This is a genomic window from Candidatus Uhrbacteria bacterium CG10_big_fil_rev_8_21_14_0_10_50_16, assembly GCA_002774875.1.
Classification (GTDB): Bacteria; Patescibacteriota; Patescibacteriia; order UBA9934; family UBA11717; genus UBA11717.
The window spans coordinates 60,185-77,208 of the sequence record PCYM01000006.1 but is presented as its reverse complement, the minus strand read 5'-3'; the positions used below and the strand labels follow the sequence as shown (position 1 = coordinate 77,208).

Below are 17,024 nucleotides of genomic sequence, written 5' to 3'. Positions count from 1 at the left end.
GTTTATAGACGGGATCCCCTTTGAGCAAAGAGACCCTTCTTTTCCCAAATAGGGATAGTGACAAACCTTTCATAACACAAAACACACCCATTGCTGAGTGCGCTTTGATGGAGCGGAAAACGGGGATCAAACCCGCGACCTCTTCCTTGGCAAGGAAGCGCTCTATCGCTGAGCTATTTCCGCACGTGCGAAAATATAACACGTCCCTCCCCGGCTGGCAAGACGCACAAAACCCGTAATTTACCTAAATAGACAATGGAATCGCCCCTTTTACAGCAAATCTCTCTCGACAAAGCATTTTAATTATGTTATGTTCTCGCCGATGCCGCGGTGATGGAATGGTAGACATAGGGGACTTAAAATCCCCGGGCCTCACGGCCTTGCGGGTTCAATTCCCGCCCGCGGTACCAGTTGACTCCTCCACGAGGAGTTTTTTTTATAGGGGAATTGAACCAGAGGGGGCGACGGGGGAACTGGGTGTTCCCCCGTGGCGGAAATATTAAAACCAAAGGGTTTTAAAGCGCAGGCAAAGCCGAGCAGTGAAATTCCCGCCCGCGGTACCAGTTGGCTCCTCCACGAGGAGTTTTGTTTTATAAGGGATTTTTTTCTTTACCTCATCCCTTGACAAATATAAATAAATCCTCTATACACAGTAAGGATGTGGGCTGGCGCTTATGGATTCGCGGGTTGTGGTATGTCTGCAATACGGCAGACGGAGACCAGCACAAAGATGAAAGAAAGCGAATAACGGTCCAGGCTACACGAAGCCCCGGGAGTGTCATCAACGACGAATCCTCCGCTCCCGAAAAAGGTACGTACCCGCCCCGGTCAATGACTGTGTGGGCTCGTACAAACACCTGCATCCACATTGAGTGGTCGCGCCCACCTGGCCGACCGCTCTCTTTATTTTACAAAAACCCGCATTTTTCTCCTTTTTGCTATACTGGTTCTACTATGTCAGCCCTTCCTGCCGATCCATTTGCCCCCGTCGTGACAGACGAGGCACCGGCCAACCCCGTTGTTGCAAACACCCTCACACAAGAGGAGGAGGTTTTTGATGTCGGTCTACGCCCACAGAAGCTTCAAGAATTTATTGGGCAACAGCCATTAAAGGATAACCTCTCGATTCTCATCGAGGCAGCACGTCGTCGCGAAGAACCCATGGATCACGTGCTCTTTTACGGAAATCCCGGACTCGGAAAAACAACACTTGCCCATATTATTGCTAACGAGGCCGAAGTCAATATTAAGGTTACGAGTGGTCCGTCGCTCACACGTGTAGGAGATCTGGCGGCTATTCTCACCAATCTCAAACGCGGAGATATTCTATTTATCGACGAAATTCACCGCATGAGCAAGGCCATTGAGGAAGTACTCTACCCCGCCATGGAAGACTACGTGCTGGATCTTATTGTCGGCAAAGGACCGTCGGCGCGCACCATTCGATTAAGTTTGGAACCGTTTACCATTATTGGCGCCACAACACGCGCAAGTCTCCTCTCTTCTCCGTTACGAGATCGATTTGGAGCCACGTATCACTTAGAGTTTTACAACGAGGTCGACATGCGGCAGATCATTGATCGGTCGGCGCAGTTGTTGGATGTAACCATCGACGCAGATGCGCTCAACTCCATTGCCGGTCGTGCACGCAGAACGCCTCGTATTGCCAATCGCCTCCTGCGCCGCGTGCGCGATTATGCGCAAGTCAAACACGATGGACACATTAGCCCCACCATCGCCGAGGCCGCCATGGACGCGCTCGCTGTGGATCCGCATGGACTCAATAGTGTGGATCGACTCATCCTCACGACCATCATTAACACATTCCAGGGTGGTCCGGTGGGGCTCAAAACACTCGCCGCTGCAAGTGCTGAGGACGAGCAAACGATTGAGGAAATGTATGAACCGTACTTATTACAACTTGGTCTGTTGAATCGCACCTCACGCGGTCGCATTGCCACCTCGCGTGCCTATCAACTACTCGGTATTCAACAACCACCAACCGCCTGAGCGTCGCCTATGATCCCCATCAACCTCTTCCTATTTGTCTTCTTGTTCTTTATGCTCCTAGTGCTGCTTTTTACCTTTTTTAACGTGTACCACATGGTGCGCTACGGGCGTGCGTGCAAATTTACCATCGTTATTACAACTCTATACGTGGTGATTGTCCTTGGAATGATTGGCCTCTCCATGTACTTCATCTCGCTCGCCGACTGGAGTACACGCATCTCCATTATTCCCGAGACCACCAATCAGATTTTTTAGACTATGTTGCATCTTCACCACCTCCCCAACAGTAAGCCCGGCGAGAAGCCTGTGTTGTTTTTACGACGTCATTGGCTTGCCGTTGCGCGACTCTTCTTCTTTGTCGCACTCGCATCCGTTGCCCCGCTATTGATCACCTGGCTCCTTGGTCAGACTATGCCGAGTCTCCTCCATAGTTCCGAGGGAGGCGCCATTGGTTCCGTGTTCCTCTCCATCTATTACCTTTCCGTCATCACGTTTTTATTCCAAGAGTTTATTGATTACTATTTGGACGTGTGGATTGTGACCACAGAACGTATCATTAATATCGAACAGCACGGATTGTTTAATCGCGTGGCGTCTGAGATGCACATTGCACTCGTGCAAGATGTCACGGCAGAAGTACAAGGTGCGACGGCGACGTTTCTTGATTACGGGCAGGTGTACATTCAAACCGCAGGAGAAGACAAACGCTTCCTCTTTAAGAACGTCCCGCACCCCGAGCAAATTCGTAACACCATTTTACGGCTCGCCGAGGAAGATCGATTCCGCGAAGAATCAGTTGGACACACCCTTTAAGTTAAAACGAGCCGCGAGGCTCGTTTTAGTTCCAATCAAATTCGCTCCACACCCACTTACTTAATCGTTGCACATTATCAAAACTCTCACCGCGCGAGGCGGACCCAAACACTACCACAATCAACTCACGTTCCCCTTCATACTGCGACGGTCGCAACTGCTCCACCACATTCCACTCCGACTCATAGAGGAATCCCGTCTTTCCACCCGTCACCCAAACGTCATCATACTGCGGCTTGTAGAGCATCCAGTTTGTGGTGGTAATGGTTCGCACAATCCCATCCGAACCCTGCAACGGCGCCCGCACGGTCTGCGTGGTTTTGCGCACGGTTTCATTATTGGCAAATACCTCTCGCGCCAGGTAGGCGATCTCTCTTGCCGTCGATTGATTCTCCACTTCTATCCCCGTAGGGTCCACCAAGGTCGTTCGTCTGAGTCCCATGGTGCGCACGCGGTCATTCATTAATCCTACAAACGTTGATTGGGGCACGCCGAGAACGCGGGAGATGGCATATGCCGCGTTATTGGCCGATCCAATGAGCGCGGCAGAGAGTAACTCCCGTACGGGAAACCACGTTCCATCTTCTACATACAAACGCGCACCTCCCACATTATCTGTATTGCGAACGTCCCAAGACTGATCGAGAGCTGTTGTCTGCTTAGTGACGACATCCGTTGTAACGAGTTTGGTGATACTCGCGATCGGCCACAGCTTCTCTGCCCCGTTTGCCGCTAAGATCTTTCCACTCGACCTGTCCACCACGATCCACGCCGCCGCATCCACCACAGGATCCGCATGGAGGTTTAACCTCTGCGGTGGCGCGACCTCTGGCGCGTAGGAAGCAAGCTCCGGAACAGATTGCCATCCATACTGCTGCGCCCAATCCTCCAAATGCATTAAAAATCCCGCCGCTCCGGGTGCAACCGTCTCGCCTTCTTGGGTAAACACCGCCTGCAAGTCTGGCCGTTGATCATACACATCTCGCAAGGTATCGGACATCGCAAAGACACTCTGCGGGAGCAAGAGCGTCAGCACGGTAAAAATATATAAGGGATATTTCATTTCTCCAACTATAACACAAAACGAGCTCATTCGAGCTCGTTTTCTTGGTTCTTTTTTAAATTTGATGTCCTGTACAACTATGATACGTCTTGCGTTGGTGGCTCAGGATATTCATCTTTTGGATGGGGTCTGTGTTCGAGGCCTAGATCCTCTTCTAACGTATAAAGGGAATTCTTAAGAACCTCGTAGATCTTATCAAGTGCCATCTTGAGTGCACCCTCATCCTTCCACTCCCTACCGTTCAAATCCATGCCTGCAAAATACTTTCTTAAAACCTTCTCTGACTGTTGTTGTGTGCGGTCCTCATTCAACAAAACGGCATAATCCGCAAATCCCTCTCTTATTGTATTGAGCTCCGATAAATCCGTATCCCTTACATAACGATCGTTCTCCATCGCTTCCATTACGCGATCAAAACGCAGCTGATCCACCGCTGCGTCCGTAACATCTGCAATCATTCCACGAAGTTCATAAACTCCTTTAATTTTTTCCGCCTGAGCCTGAGCACGCTCAAAATTCGGATTACCTACGTTTTCTCCCATACATCTCTAATTACCAACGTTTTATAAGATCCACATCTGTATAAAAGTGATGCAGAATTTGACTATAACTGTAACCTTCCTCCTCCGCTAAGCACACCGCACCCATGGCACTCATGCCAACACCGTGCCCCCACATGGTTTGTCCGACTTCGCAGGGAACACTCACGCCAATCGCATACGGCACATTGCGTCCCCACACATCCACCCAAGATCGTGTGTGCCCGTCAGACCGAGAAAAGTACGCCGCAATAATGGTCTGCCCGTCGTATTGAATGCTCTGCCCCGCCGTCGCTTTTACCTGCTCCACCCAATTTGGTCGACGAATCTCCGCACCATATCCGTGATACACCTGGTCGTACGTGTCGGATCGCAGGTCAATAAACTCTCCCGCGTACTTGGACTTATGCTCCCAGGCATACAACGCATATGTGCGTGCCGTGGTCGCAAGCGCCTTGTGATACTCGTCCGGCGCTGTGTTACTGGTCTCATCAACAGCATACAAATAATCCTCGATCTGTAATTCATTGATCAACCATGTGCGATCTTTGACCGTATTAAACCGCAGCTCCAACGTATCTCTAAATGTATTGTCATTCAGTGAGGTGTTCCAAGAACGAACATCGCTAAAACTGGCCACCGTAAAAATCGTGTTGTGATCTACGCCTTCAAAACGCAGATAATCACCCGCTGTGTAGACTACGCCTCCGGATTCAAACACGTATTGACCTGTTTTTACATTGTAATTGACTCGCATCGCCTGTTGCGCCGGGATCAGATACCGTTCTGTCTTGGCATCGGACTCCAATACGCGGACAGCTGTATTTGCGGAAAAAATCACTTCTTGCCCGGTTACTTGGTCGATTCCCACACGCACGCGAGGTTCCTCCATCATCTCACCCACGCGATACACTTGATTGACCACAGGTTGATTGAGCAATGCAGGCGATCCATCCGTTACAAACACGGGGATGTTGACCACCGCGTCTCCCAACTCCACGGTGTCTGCAACTAATTGAAACATTGCCGTGTGTTGACCATTAGAGGCAGGCGCTTGAAAAAAGACATCCGCTACAAACGTTTGACCTGGCGCCACATTTGCCTGCATATCACGATACGCAATCTGATCACTCACCCACGAGAGGTGACGAAAATCTGAGGCCGTCCCTGTGGCTACATGTGCACCAGGTGTTTGGAGAGAAACTTGCTTCCAAGTAGTGCTGCCTGTGTTGGAAAATGCGAGTTTGAGCGGGATCATTTGCCCAGCCTTTGCGCGCACCTCGTTGACGGATGATGCAACCAACACACCCCCATAATTAGATGAAGAAGAAACGGCGGGAGTGTTTGCTACAGGTGTTGCTTCCACGGACGTTTGTGTGTCACCTACCCGCATGGTGAGATCAAACGACGATCCAATCCACGATGTATCTTCGGCTGCCAATCTAAACGACTCAACGAGTGTCCCAGTAAATGCAGGTGGCCCATAGACAAAAAATTCGAGCGTACCTGTTTGCCCAGGGGCAACAGACGTCTCGAGTAGTTGGCCAAGTTGATGATCGCTGTACCAGCTCGGTCCACGGTAAGGACTCGTATGGTAATTGGGATTCACGGAGTAGGCAGAAACAAAGACATCACCGTTTTGATACCAGGTTTCTGTCCCCGTATTTTGCACCTGCACGTGCACAACTTGCGACGCACCAGAAGCCACAGAAACAGTCTGTGGAGAAACACTCATCACGAGACCGTCATACCCGGCGCGTGCGTCCACGGATGGCGCCAACAGGAATAAGAATCCAAGCACGGAAAGTGCCAAAATCGCACGTTTTATAAAGGAAATAGATGATTGGAGGAGAAAAGAATCCGACATGTGTTTTTCTGTTAGTGTAGGGCTATACTAGCACGATTTGGAACCCGACTCAAACATGTGAGATAAAAATCGATCCCCCGCGCGGCCATATGCCACACGAGGGTCATGAGTGCCTCCAATGAGGCAATGTTGGATCAGGTCTCAGGCGTTGCCGAGGACGCGTCCTTCAGCGGCATGCCCGGATGGCACATCCACGTCCGCAACGTACTCAATTGTTCTCTCATGCGCATCACAACCTCCATCGCGCTTCACGCACGCTCGTTCAACACCCCATATAGGGCATTATCCGCCGCCGCCAACGTCGCAGAATATAGTTGTTGAGCGTTACGCTGAGACTTCGGCGCTGCCGGCCTCGAAGCTGCGTATGATTGGCACCCACATTTAGCCTGTTTATTTTGAATGTGTTAACTCCTCCACCTCCTATCTCCCACCCTTCCCTTTTGCTATACTGCCTCCATGTCACAGGTTCACGCGATTGCAAAAAACACCCTTGTTCAACTTATCGGCCGCGTGGTTGGTACCGCGTTTGGCGTGTTTACTATTGCTATTCTCACCCGCTCGCTGGGCGTTGACGGGTACGGTCAATTTACGCTTGCTATGACGTTCTTGGCCGTGGCCGGCGCCCTGGCCGATTTTGGATTTACCCTCACAACTACACAGATGATCAGTGAGGAGAAAGCCAACATCAACACCATCGTCTCCACCGCGTTTACCTCTCGCCTGCTCTCCGGGCTCTTTTTCTTTGCGCTTGCCGTATTGATCGCCTGGTATATGCCCTACGCACCCGTGGTCAAACTCACTATTTCCGTGGGTGCCTTCTCCTACTTCTTTATGACGAGCAGTCAGATGCTCATTGGCGTCTATCAAAAAGGCCTCGCAATGTGGCGCCCAGCGCTCGCCGAAGCCGTAAGTCGCGGACTCATTTTGCTCGTGGTTGCCTGGTTTGCCACCGCTTACCCAAGTGCACCGTACATGATGGGAGCCTTTGCCATTGGCAATGTGTTGCTCCTTATTATGAACATTGCGTTTGCACGTCGTTTTGTGTCCATTCGCTTCTCCATCAATTTTGCGCTCCTTAAACAGTTTCTTTCTCGCAGCTGGCCGATTGCCATTTCTATTTTCTTTAACCTCCTCTACCTTAAAGGCGACATTCTCTTTCTCTCCTTTTACAGATCCGACGCCGAGATTGGTCTCTACGGCGCCGCCTACAAAGTATTAGACGTTGTGACCGTTATTCCCACCATGTTTATGGGGCTTCTACTCCCAATGATGGTGCGTGCCTGGAGCACAAAATCCAAAGACAAAATGAACGCGCTTATCCAACAGGCGTTTGATTTTTTTGCGCTCGCCAGTTTTCCTATGCTCGGAGGTGCCATTATTCTTGCGGAGCCGATTATGCGACTCATTGCAGGTGCGGAATTTTCCGGTGCTGCTCCCTACTTGGTGATCCTTATGATTGCCAACACGATCGTCTTCTTTGGAATCCTGTTTGCGCACGCAATCGTAGGCGTTAATAAACAACGCGCGATTCTCCCCGCCTACATTGCAACGGCCGTCGTCGCAACCACCCTATACCTTATTACAATTCCTCTCTACGGCGCGTTTGGTGCCGCCTGGACTACCGTTATCTCCGAGCTACTTATTGCCATACTCACAACAACGGTCGTCATCCGCCAGACATCGTTTAGACCACGCGTACGCAATGTCAGCGTCTATCTCCTCGCAACGGCTGTTATGACAGTAGCCCTAGCAAGCATTACCTCCATCTTGGTCGTCAATCATCTCCTTCTCCTCGCCCTTATACTCGGAGGAGGAGCAATTTATGTCGCTATTGTGTTGGGCCTTGGTGGTGTTAAGATGGAAACAGTCAAACTCTTTCTCAAAAAATCATGACCGCGCTGTTATCCATCGTGCTTCTCTCCATCTACGCCTACCTCTGCACACGTACCGTTCGCAAAGGCGTTCTTGTGTTTGTCGCTTCTCTCCCCCTCTATTTGATCAAATTTACAATCGGTCCATTTCCAACCAACTTCTTAGAGCTCATGTTTTTAGTGCTTGTTGTAGTATGGGCGCTCGGATTTATGCAAGAACGTCGACGTGATTCGTTAAAGAATCTGTCATCTGGGCACCGACTCATCAGTATTGGGATTCTACTCGTACTAATAGGTGGAATCTTGGGTCTTTTGCAAACATCCGACCCATTAAGTGCCATCAACGTGATGAAAAGTTATCTCATTGAGCCAATGCTTCTTGGCGCAATTATGTGGAGCATAAGTCGATCCTCTGAAAACTTCCGCATGCGTCATTTTTTGATCGCCCTCTCCATCCCCGTAATCATTCTAAGCGTGGTCGCCATCTTCCAAGCGCTTACCGGTATTACCATCCCAGAGGCTTGGGCGCTCGAACGCCGAGTAACAGGTCTCTACCCTTATCCAAACGCGCTTGGTCATTTTATTGCGCCCATTATTACCATGCTGGCGGTGTTTTTTATGGATGATAAAAGTCGACTCACCACGGCACAGCGACGCGTGTTGGGGTCCGCGTTCTTCTTGGGGCTTATGGCCGTTTACCTCGCACAGACAGAGGCGGCGCTCTTTGCTATCGTTGCAAGTCTCGTCTTGGTCAGTTTTCTCTACAAAAAAGGAGCGTCCATCACCCTCCCAATCGTTATTTTTCTCAGTCTCACGATCCTCGTTATTCCATCCCTTCGCGCGACCGTCTTTCAAAAAATCACACTGCAAGATTGGTCTGGTCAGACACGCACCGCTCAATGGAATGAAACGGCCCATTTTCTCCTTGCCTCTCCTCAGAATTTTTTACTCGGCGCCGGACCCAACAACTTCCCTGTTGCCATCGCCCCATTCCACACACATACGCATTTGGAAATTTTTCAATATCCACACAACGTCTTTTTAAACACCTGGGTTGAATTTGGCGTACTTGGACTTGCCGGATTTTGTTTGATCGGATTTGGTATTTGGCGCGTCACGACCAAAAAAGCAAACCGCTATTATGTGGTTGCGTTTGGCGCCGGGCTCACAGAAATGATGATCCACGGAATGGTAGACGTTCCCTTTCTTAAAAACGACCTCGCCTTGTTGGGCGCGGTGTTTATCATCCTGCTCCTCATCGCAGCAGAAAAAGAACGTGCATTTTCACCTAAAAAGCTACTCGGCTAGCGTCTCATACAACGACAAGAGATCGAGCTCAAGCAGCTCGTCTTTTTTTATTGCCATCCGTTCCAAAATTGTCTCGCGAGACAAGCCGAGATCGTCGTGGAGTTGATTCGCCACGCGCACAATGAGTCCAAAGACGGGTCCCGGTTTGAGTCCAAGATGCATAAGGTCTGATCCGCGTACCACATCCCCTGGCGGGTGATCCAATACATCCTGTTTACACGCCTGCTCGCGGAACCAATCCGCAATTTCTGGGCGTCGCATGCCTGTTGCATCTGCTGGGTACGGACCACGACTGCGTAAATCTACCTCCGTGGCGTAGGAGAGCATGCGCATCGTGAGGGGTTTAAGCTGTCGCGCGAGTGCATGAAGGCGACCCTCTGTGGATTCCTCCTGATGTTCAAACAGCCACATGGGGTGGTGGTGAAATCGCATAATTTTTTGTGACGAATCCACAAATTTTTCAAATCCCATTGCCGTTAATACAGGTGCAATATAGGGTTGACCAACTTCCTGGTGTCCCGCCGAGTGCACATGGCCTCCACTACGTGTGGTCGTGTCGATCTTTCCAATATCGTGGCACAGGTTTCCTAAAACAAGCGTAAGACGATCCTCTTCCGAGAGTTCTTCGCGTTCTGCAAGCAATGCCGCTTCGTCACATCCCCACACCGTATGATTCCAGACAGATCCCTCCGGATGCCAAGTGGGGTCCTGCTCGGTCTGCGCCATCTTCTCTAAAATCGCCAACGGACCCACAAACAAATCCAGATCGCGTGCTAGTTGCAATCCAATGGAAGGCTTCCGTGCCTGTAAAAATAATTTTTGCCATTCTACACGTTTGCGATCTATGGAGAGTTCCGCAAGTTGATCCACCATGCCACGCATAAGCGAGCACGTCTCTTCTTCGACCATGAGTTCAAACCGCGCGGCAAACTGCACCGCTCGCAACACACGCAGAGGATCGTCGCTAAACAAATCTACATCAACGGCACGCAAAATTCCCGCCTCAAGATCCAGTTTTCCGCCGAACGGATCCACAACCTTACCCGTGAGTACATCTTGCATCATCGCGTTGATGGTAAAATCACGACGTTGTGCCGCTGCCTCCACGCCCATAAACGGATCCACTCGTACATCAAATCCCGTATGGCCCGGAGCTACTTTTGAGTCTGTTCGCGGAAGCGAGATATCAATTTCTACCTGTTCCGACTTATCCGACGACTGCCAAAAGACACGCAACACACCAAATGACTCTCCTTGTTCTTGTACGTCCTTAAAATGGTTCTCGACAATAAGCCGTAGTGTCTTCGGCTCCACCCCGTGCACCTCAATATCAATATCCTTGCTCGCAATCCCGCGCAGCTGATCGCGCACGTACCCACCCACAAAATAGGCTCGTCCTTTATTGAGGGATACCGTCTGCGCAAACGTGATCAAGAATTTTTGAAGTTCTGCATGCATGCGTGCATTCTATCAGGAATCCCGATTCCCTCTCAATCCGCAAACCAAAAAGGTTTCAAAACACCGACGATCGTCGTATATTTGAAACCTCTCAAAATACACCACTCAACGCAGAATTGATTCCTCCTAAGCCGCAAGACGCACAATACAAATCGGCGTTTGCTCGGTGCTCTGTCCCATAGGATTGTCCTTAAACAACTCCTTACAAAAACGTGTAGAAATTTTACGGCTCGACTTACCAAGAATATTGACGCCAAGATCATTTGCATCGATCACTACCACGTCAAACCCGAGCTCGCGCTTGAGTTCCTTGGCCACGCGGCTTGGTTTCTGTGGAGCCATTTTTGCATAGTGATTATAAGGCGGGATCGCAAAGTCACAAGGACCATCGATCGCGTTTACACTGTTACCCGCCACCAAATAAAAGACTCCATGAATTCCAAATGGTCGCGTAAGCGCAGAGGCAACAGTCGCCAATAACATACGTGCTACACCAGCCTGTTTAAATGCAAGTTCCATGGTATAGGGGCTCGCGAGTCCAATACCGTTTGGAGATTTTGAAACGTACTGGCTCAGCCACACCGCAAGAGGACGCGGGTGAATATGCATCAACGGATACGCGCGGCCCTGACTAATAGCTACGATCTTCTCGCTCACAAACAAAATATCATCCTGTTGCATCAAGGATTTCGTGCCGCTTACACACACGTCCACGAGATTATGCTCCTTTGTAATAAGGGGCGTCTTGATAGGCAATCGATCATAAGAACGGCCTCCCACATGGATGGACTTGTTTTTGTGTTTTCCAATAGTGATGCTGTTTTTCATAACGCGCGATCATACAGCAACTGTTGCTTTTTGTCAACCCATAAGCCTCAATCTCGTGAGGATCACGCGCCCATAAAAAACAGCACGCAATTGCGTACCATCCTCCTTTAATGTTTCAAAACACCGACGATCGTTGTCTATTTGAAACCTTCTATAATGCGCCCTACGTGCCACCCGCTTAACCGAGTTGATCCTTGATTGATGCAAAAAATGCTTTGTCGCTAGCGTACGTAAGGCGAGCCTCAACCGCATCCAACGGCACCCACACGGCTTCACCTCCCGCAAATTCCGGCTTAAGTTCTGCGTCGTCATGTGATTGTGTCCTAAACCAGTGCACGGATATTTCCTGCCCATTTGGATGTATATATTGGGTGACTCCCAACTCCTCACCTACCTCAACATCTAGTCCTGTCTCCTCTTTTGTTTCTCGTCTCGCTGTTTGCGCGAACGATTCACCAGGTTCCACGTGTCCTTTTGGGAATGTCCAATCCCGCTGTTTGGTTTGATATAGAATCACCACGCACATTGGATGCCTATGACTTACAATGATGGATCCAGCCTTCTCCAAAAAAAACATAGCGTTAATTTAACAGCCAAAGAGCCAAGTTAAGATACGTTGCAAAACTCACCCAAGCCGCATAGGGTAGGAGGAGATATGCGGCTGGGCGAGAGATTTTGTAAAACTCCACAATGGTCCAAACAATCGCAAGGAGTAATAAGACGATGTCAATAAATGCGAGTCCAAGGTTGTGTGCGCCAAAAAAGATGGGTGTCCAGATACCATTAAGGACGAGCTGCGCGGCAAACACGGCCAATGCGCGATTGTGCGATGTGCGTTTTGTGCGTTTCTGCCAGATCAAGAACACGGCGATGCCCATGAGCGCGTAGAGCAGTGTCCACACCGGACCAAAGACCCAGCCTGGAGGATTGAGCGCTGGTGTGGCGAGCGTGGTGTACCAATTATTAACGGACGAGAACGTAAACAACGATCCAGCAATTCCAACAAATTCACAGATAAGTATAGAGGCAACGAGCTGAAGGGAGGATTTGAGTGTCATAGGTGTTGGTGTTTGCTGATGTGATTATAGCATGGCATGTGCTCTACCTCGCCAAAGAAAAAAGCTCGTCTTGCAACGAGCCTTTTTCTTTGGCGGAGAAGGAGGGATTCGAACCCTCGGAACCACTTGCGTAGCTCACTTGATTTCGAGTCAAGCCCATTCGACCACTCTGGCACCTCTCCGTATAGTGATATGTACAGGTCTGATGCGATCAGATCAAATATCATAGGCAACATATACACTCTATAGATCATTTTGCTCGGTTTCAAAACACCGACGATCGTCGCATATTTGAAACCTCACTCATCGACACCCTAAACCTCCCCACAACGAGCACAAACCTACCACGCCCACAGTCATTGGTCAATCGTGATTTGTGCTAGACGTCGCCCCCAAAATATGCAATCATCCCCACATCTACTGATTCAAACACCTATGAACAATCGACCAATCACCAAAGCCGTGTTCCTTGTCGCCGGTATGGGAACACGCGCACTCCCTGCCTCAAAAGCCATGCCAAAAGAGATGTTTCCTATTGTCGACAAGCCTATTTTGCAATATATCGTCGAGGAGTTTGTAGAGGCTGGCATTAAAGACATTATCTTTGTAACGTCCAACGGTAAGGCAGCCATTGAAAATCACTTTGATCGCAACTTTGAGTTAGAGTATCGCTTGGAGCAATCCGGAAAAACAGAGCTCCTCGCCAAAGTAAAAAACGTAGGCAAGCTCGCGAACTTTGCGTACGTGCGACAAGACAAGCCCCTGGGTGACGGACACGCGCTACTCGCAGCCATCCCGTTTATTGACGAAGGTGAGGCCGTGGCCGTGTGTTATGGAGACGATTTGATTGAAGGCACGTCGGGTCCGGCGATTGGTCAGCTCATGGATGTTTACAATGAGTTCGGGGGGTGTGTGACGCTCGTGGAAGATGTGGGAATTGATCGCGTAGAGCGTTTTGGTGTGATTGATGGCGAACCCGTAAACGACGTTGCATGGAAAGTGAGTAAGTTTGTGGAGAAACCCGCAAAGAAGGATGCACCCTCTACCTACGCGCACATTGGGCGTGAGATTCTCACGACAGAATATATCAACGTATTGAAGAATGAACCAAAAGACGCCTCGGGTGAGATCCGACTCGCAAACGCTTTTGATTCCTACATCAAAACCGGTGGTACCCTACACGCGCGTATCTTGGATGGAACCTGGTGGGATTGCGGCACCAACCTCGCCTATGCAAAAACCTCCATAGCCTACGCACTCAAACATGCAGACATGAAGGACGACATCCTTGCTTACATGCGTTCGCTTATTGACCAAGCCTAAACACAAAAACATCCGAGCGATCGGGTGTTTTTTATTTCATGCACACACATCTTTTGCATAAATCCGCTATAATAGAATCATCTTTTGAAATGAATGAACAATCGGTACGTATGTTACGAACACGTCTTTGGATCCTTACTCTCTTAAGCGTTGGACTCGCCATCTTTCCTGGTCTTGGTTGTCGTGGTGGAAGCAATGCCGCACAACAAGCATTGCAACCAATTGAACTCACGGTTTGGCGTGTGTTTGATGGACAGGATACATTCGATCCCATGATCGAAGCATATCGTCGCATTCACCCAAACGTTAAAATCAACTATCGCAAATTGCGGTTTGAAGAGTACGAGGGCGAGCTGATTCGCGCGCTTGCGGAAGACCGTGGACCAGACATTTTTTCCGTGCACAACACCTGGATGAAAGGCTACACGGATCTCATTTCCCCCATGCCTGACACAGTTAAACTCACCTACCAGGAGATGAAGGGAACCCTCAAAAAGGAACTCGTCGTCGCCCTTAGAACTGAACAAACGCTTTCGTTACGAGAGCTGACGGATTCATTTGTGCAAGTGGTTCCAGAATACGTGGTCTACCCCGCAACGGACGCCGCTGGTACAAAGAATCGTATCTATGGGCTTCCACTCTCCGTAGATACACTGGCGCTGTACTACAACAAAGACATTTTGGATGCGGCTGGTATTCCTCAACCGCCAGCAACGTGGGAAGAATTTCAAGCAGACGTTGTTAAACTCACCAAGTACAACGCCAATGGAGGGATTGCTCAATCAGGTGCAGCGATTGGAACCGGTAGTAATGTAGAACGATCAACGGATATTCTCTCGCTTCTCATGATGCAAAGTGGCGCACAGATGAGCGACGCAAGAGGACAAGCACGTTTTGCAGAGACAGTGAGCGGCCCTAGCGGTCGAAGCCTTCCTTCCGCCGACGCGCTTCGCTTTTATACCGACTTTGCCAATCCAACCAAGGAAGCCTACACCTGGGACAAGAGCTTTACGGGGAGTTTCGATGCATTCGTTGCGGGTCAAACAGCATTTTTCTTTGGCTACAGCTACCACGATCCGCTGATTAAGGCCCGTGCACAGAAGCTCAACATCGGGCTAGCGCCTATGCCGCAGATCTCAGAAGACCTTCGCGCACGCATTAACTACGCTAACTTCTGGATCGAGAGTGTCTCTAAGAAAAGTGATAACCCAGACTGGGCTTGGGATTTTATCCAGTTTACGGCAGCAGAAGAAAACGTCGACAGTTTCCTCAGTGCTGCGAGAAAACCAACAGCGCTTCGCAGCCTCGTGCTCAAACAAAATGAAGACTTTGACCTTTCCGTCTTTGCAGATCAGGTCTTGTCGGCGCAGGCCTGGTACAATGGAAACGATGCAACAAGCGCAGAGAAAGCTATGGAGAAAATGATCGACAGTATTGTATCGGGAACGCATACCATCGAAGAAGCCTTGGGTATTGCACAAAACGAAGTCAATCAAACGCTATGATCCCATTTATCCATACAGCGCTCGCGGCGAATGCGACGATTCCCAATACACCGGGACTCTCAACAGGAACCGCAATCGATGCGTCCGGTATTATTCCCACATGTGCGACAAAGCCTGGGGGACCAGATGCAAATCTTGCCCTCGACTGCGCGCTACAGCTCTTTATCAACATTGCCGATATCCTTATGGGAATGGTGGGGATTATTCTGCTCGTCGTAATTGTTTGGGGAGGTGTTCTCTATCTCACCGCGCGTGGAGATTCTGCAAAGGTAACCAAGGCAACCAAGATGTTTATCTCTTCCTTTATTGGACTTCTGATTGTCTTCGGGGCGTTCTCTGGCGTGCAGTACGGCGTCAACGTCTTGCGCAGCGGTGATGCAAGCAGCGTGAGTAGCAGTGAATTCCTTACCTGTGGTGCACCACCACCCGCGCCAGTTTCCGAGCAACTCAACAATGGAAAAGCCTGTGCTCCAGGATTTATCTGTAAAGCGGGTGTTTGTTGTGACACGACCGATGCAGAAGGCGAATGTTATATTCAACAACCATAGATTATGAAGCGTCTCTACTATTTGTTTCTCTCACTCGGTTTGAGCCTATTACCGCAAGCAGCGTTTGCAAGTCAGTTGTACAATCCATTGGGGTCACGCAGTATTCCGCAGCTCATAGGATTCGTGATTCAGGCGGTTCTTGGAATCACCGGATCGCTCGCATTGGCCATGGTTATTTGGGGTGGATTTCTTTGGTTGACGGCCGGAGGTAAACCTGACAGAATTACAAAAGGAAGAGACACGCTCATCTGGGCGGTCATAGGCCTCGCGGTTATTTTCGCGGCAAACATTTTAGCAACCTTCGTCATCAACACACTTGGTGGCGCGACAGCAGCCTAAGCTGTCATAAAAACAAACACTGTATGACCAACGTACGTTTCGCTCTTCGCAACCTTCTTACATCGTTCGCAATCGCTGCCCTCTTGTTTGGCGGTACCATGGCCGTGTCTATGCTTACACCTGTGCTCGTTGATAGTGCACACGCGGCGTCAACACTCACGGCCGATGATTTGTTGAGTGATGATTTTACGGGTGCAACAGGGCTTGGACAGGCAAACCTCAAGTCCACAATCGGAAACATCATTAACGTGCTACTTGGATTTTTGGGAATCGTAGCTGTCATTATCATTCTCTACGGTGGTGCCATTTGGATGACCGCTGGTGGAACGGAAGCAAAAGTACAAAAAGCACAGCAGATTATTGTGGCAGGTGCGATTGGGCTTGCGATCATTCTCTCCGCTTACGCAATCACCAACTTCGTTATTACTGAGTTTATTAGCGCAACAGCAAACTCGATCACTGAGTAAGCTAGGTTCCCTACCCCTCCCAAATCG

The 17,024-nt window shown here is 49.7% G+C and carries 17 protein-coding genes and 3 tRNA genes; 11 read left to right on the top strand and 9 right to left on the bottom strand.

Going from position 1 to position 17,024, the window contains the following annotated elements:
- Window positions 1–108 precede the first annotated feature (108 nt).
- Window positions 109–183: transfer RNA gene (locus tag COV06_03395), tRNA-Gly, on the bottom strand.
- A gap of 141 nt (window positions 184–324) precedes the next feature.
- Between COV06_03395 and COV06_03390 the strand changes: the two genes are divergently transcribed.
- From COV06_03390 to COV06_03375, 4 genes are all read left to right on the top strand, one after another.
- Window positions 325–410 (top strand) — tRNA-Leu (locus tag COV06_03390).
- Between the two features lie 544 nt (window positions 411–954).
- Window positions 955–2,010, top strand: coding sequence for a Holliday junction branch migration DNA helicase RuvB (locus COV06_03385; GenBank protein ID PIR47474.1), 1,056 nt, complete (start codon window positions 955–957; stop codon window positions 2,008–2,010).
- 9 nt (window positions 2,011–2,019) lie between these two features.
- The gene (locus COV06_03380; GenBank protein ID PIR47473.1) at window positions 2,020–2,265 is read left to right on the top strand and encodes a hypothetical protein; all 246 of its coding nucleotides are present in this window, start codon (window positions 2,020–2,022) and stop codon (window positions 2,263–2,265) included.
- 3 nt (window positions 2,266–2,268) lie between these two features.
- Complete coding sequence (locus COV06_03375; protein ID PIR47472.1) at window positions 2,269–2,823, top strand: hypothetical protein; 555 nt, start codon at window positions 2,269–2,271, stop codon at window positions 2,821–2,823.
- A gap of 25 nt (window positions 2,824–2,848) precedes the next feature.
- On the opposite strand, the gene COV06_03370 is transcribed toward COV06_03375, so the two are convergent.
- Genes COV06_03370 through COV06_03360 form a run of 3 tightly spaced genes read right to left on the bottom strand, consistent with a single transcriptional unit; the run spans window position 2,849 to window position 6,292 of the window.
- Window positions 2,849–3,916 (bottom strand): hypothetical protein, encoded by a 1,068-nt coding sequence (locus COV06_03370; GenBank protein PIR47471.1) that lies wholly within the window; start codon window positions 3,914–3,916, stop codon window positions 2,849–2,851.
- A gap of 47 nt (window positions 3,917–3,963) precedes the next feature.
- On the bottom strand, window positions 3,964–4,428 hold the full coding sequence (locus COV06_03365) for a hypothetical protein (protein PIR47470.1): 465 nt from the start codon (window positions 4,426–4,428) through the stop codon (window positions 3,964–3,966).
- Between the two features lie 10 nt (window positions 4,429–4,438).
- Window positions 4,439–6,292 carry a hypothetical protein gene (locus COV06_03360; GenBank protein ID PIR47469.1) on the bottom strand — a complete coding sequence of 618 codons (1,854 nt, stop codon included), beginning with the start codon at window positions 6,290–6,292 and terminating at the stop codon, window positions 4,439–4,441.
- Window positions 6,293–6,748: 456 nt separating this feature from the next.
- Here COV06_03360 and COV06_03355 point away from each other — a divergent pair, with 456 nt between their 5' ends.
- Together COV06_03355 and COV06_03350 are read left to right on the top strand one after the other, a co-directional pair.
- Window positions 6,749–8,185 carry a hypothetical protein gene (locus COV06_03355; GenBank protein ID PIR47468.1) on the top strand — a complete coding sequence of 479 codons (1,437 nt, stop codon included), beginning with the start codon at window positions 6,749–6,751 and terminating at the stop codon, window positions 8,183–8,185.
- Window positions 8,182–9,471 carry a hypothetical protein gene (locus tag COV06_03350; protein ID PIR47467.1) on the top strand — a complete coding sequence of 430 codons (1,290 nt, stop codon included), beginning with the start codon at window positions 8,182–8,184 and terminating at the stop codon, window positions 9,469–9,471. Before COV06_03355 ends, COV06_03350 begins: the two co-directional genes overlap by 4 nt.
- Here the strand turns inward: COV06_03350 and COV06_03345 are convergent.
- The 5 genes from COV06_03345 to COV06_03325 form a co-directional block, all read right to left on the bottom strand.
- Complete coding sequence (locus COV06_03345) at window positions 9,460–10,929, bottom strand: hypothetical protein (GenBank protein ID PIR47466.1); 1,470 nt, start codon at window positions 10,927–10,929, stop codon at window positions 9,460–9,462. The genes COV06_03350 and COV06_03345 overlap by 12 nt on opposite strands.
- Window positions 10,930–11,055: 126 nt before the next feature.
- Entirely contained in the window at window positions 11,056–11,757 is a 702-nt protein-coding gene (locus COV06_03340; protein ID PIR47465.1) for a F420-0--gamma-glutamyl ligase, read from the bottom strand.
- A gap of 178 nt (window positions 11,758–11,935) precedes the next feature.
- Window positions 11,936–12,334 carry a hypothetical protein gene (locus COV06_03335; protein ID PIR47464.1) on the bottom strand — a complete coding sequence of 133 codons (399 nt, stop codon included), beginning with the start codon at window positions 12,332–12,334 and terminating at the stop codon, window positions 11,936–11,938.
- A gap of 4 nt (window positions 12,335–12,338) precedes the next feature.
- Window positions 12,339–12,815, bottom strand: a complete 477-nt coding sequence (locus COV06_03330) for a TspO protein (GenBank protein PIR47463.1) — start codon at window positions 12,813–12,815, stop codon at window positions 12,339–12,341.
- 90 nt (window positions 12,816–12,905) lie between these two features.
- Window positions 12,906–12,997 (bottom strand) — tRNA-Ser (locus COV06_03325).
- A gap of 217 nt (window positions 12,998–13,214) precedes the next feature.
- Here COV06_03325 and COV06_03320 point away from each other — a divergent pair.
- From COV06_03320 to COV06_03300, 5 genes are read left to right on the top strand one after another with little or no spacing between them, the layout of a single operon-like run.
- Window positions 13,215–14,138 (top strand): UTP--glucose-1-phosphate uridylyltransferase, encoded by a 924-nt coding sequence (locus COV06_03320; protein PIR47462.1) that lies wholly within the window; start codon window positions 13,215–13,217, stop codon window positions 14,136–14,138.
- Between the two features lie 38 nt (window positions 14,139–14,176).
- Window positions 14,177–15,643 (top strand): hypothetical protein, encoded by a 1,467-nt coding sequence (locus tag COV06_03315; GenBank protein PIR47461.1) that lies wholly within the window; start codon window positions 14,177–14,179, stop codon window positions 15,641–15,643.
- Entirely contained in the window at window positions 15,640–16,191 is a 552-nt protein-coding gene (locus COV06_03310; GenBank protein PIR47460.1) for a hypothetical protein, read from the top strand. The genes COV06_03315 and COV06_03310 overlap by 4 nt, the downstream gene beginning before the upstream one ends.
- A gap of 3 nt (window positions 16,192–16,194) precedes the next feature.
- Window positions 16,195–16,530, top strand: a complete 336-nt coding sequence (locus tag COV06_03305; protein PIR47459.1) for a hypothetical protein — start codon at window positions 16,195–16,197, stop codon at window positions 16,528–16,530.
- Window positions 16,531–16,553: 23 nt separating this feature from the next.
- The gene (locus COV06_03300) at window positions 16,554–16,997 is read left to right on the top strand and encodes a hypothetical protein (protein PIR47458.1); all 444 of its coding nucleotides are present in this window, start codon (window positions 16,554–16,556) and stop codon (window positions 16,995–16,997) included.
- The last annotated feature ends 27 nt before the right edge of the window (window positions 16,998–17,024 follow it).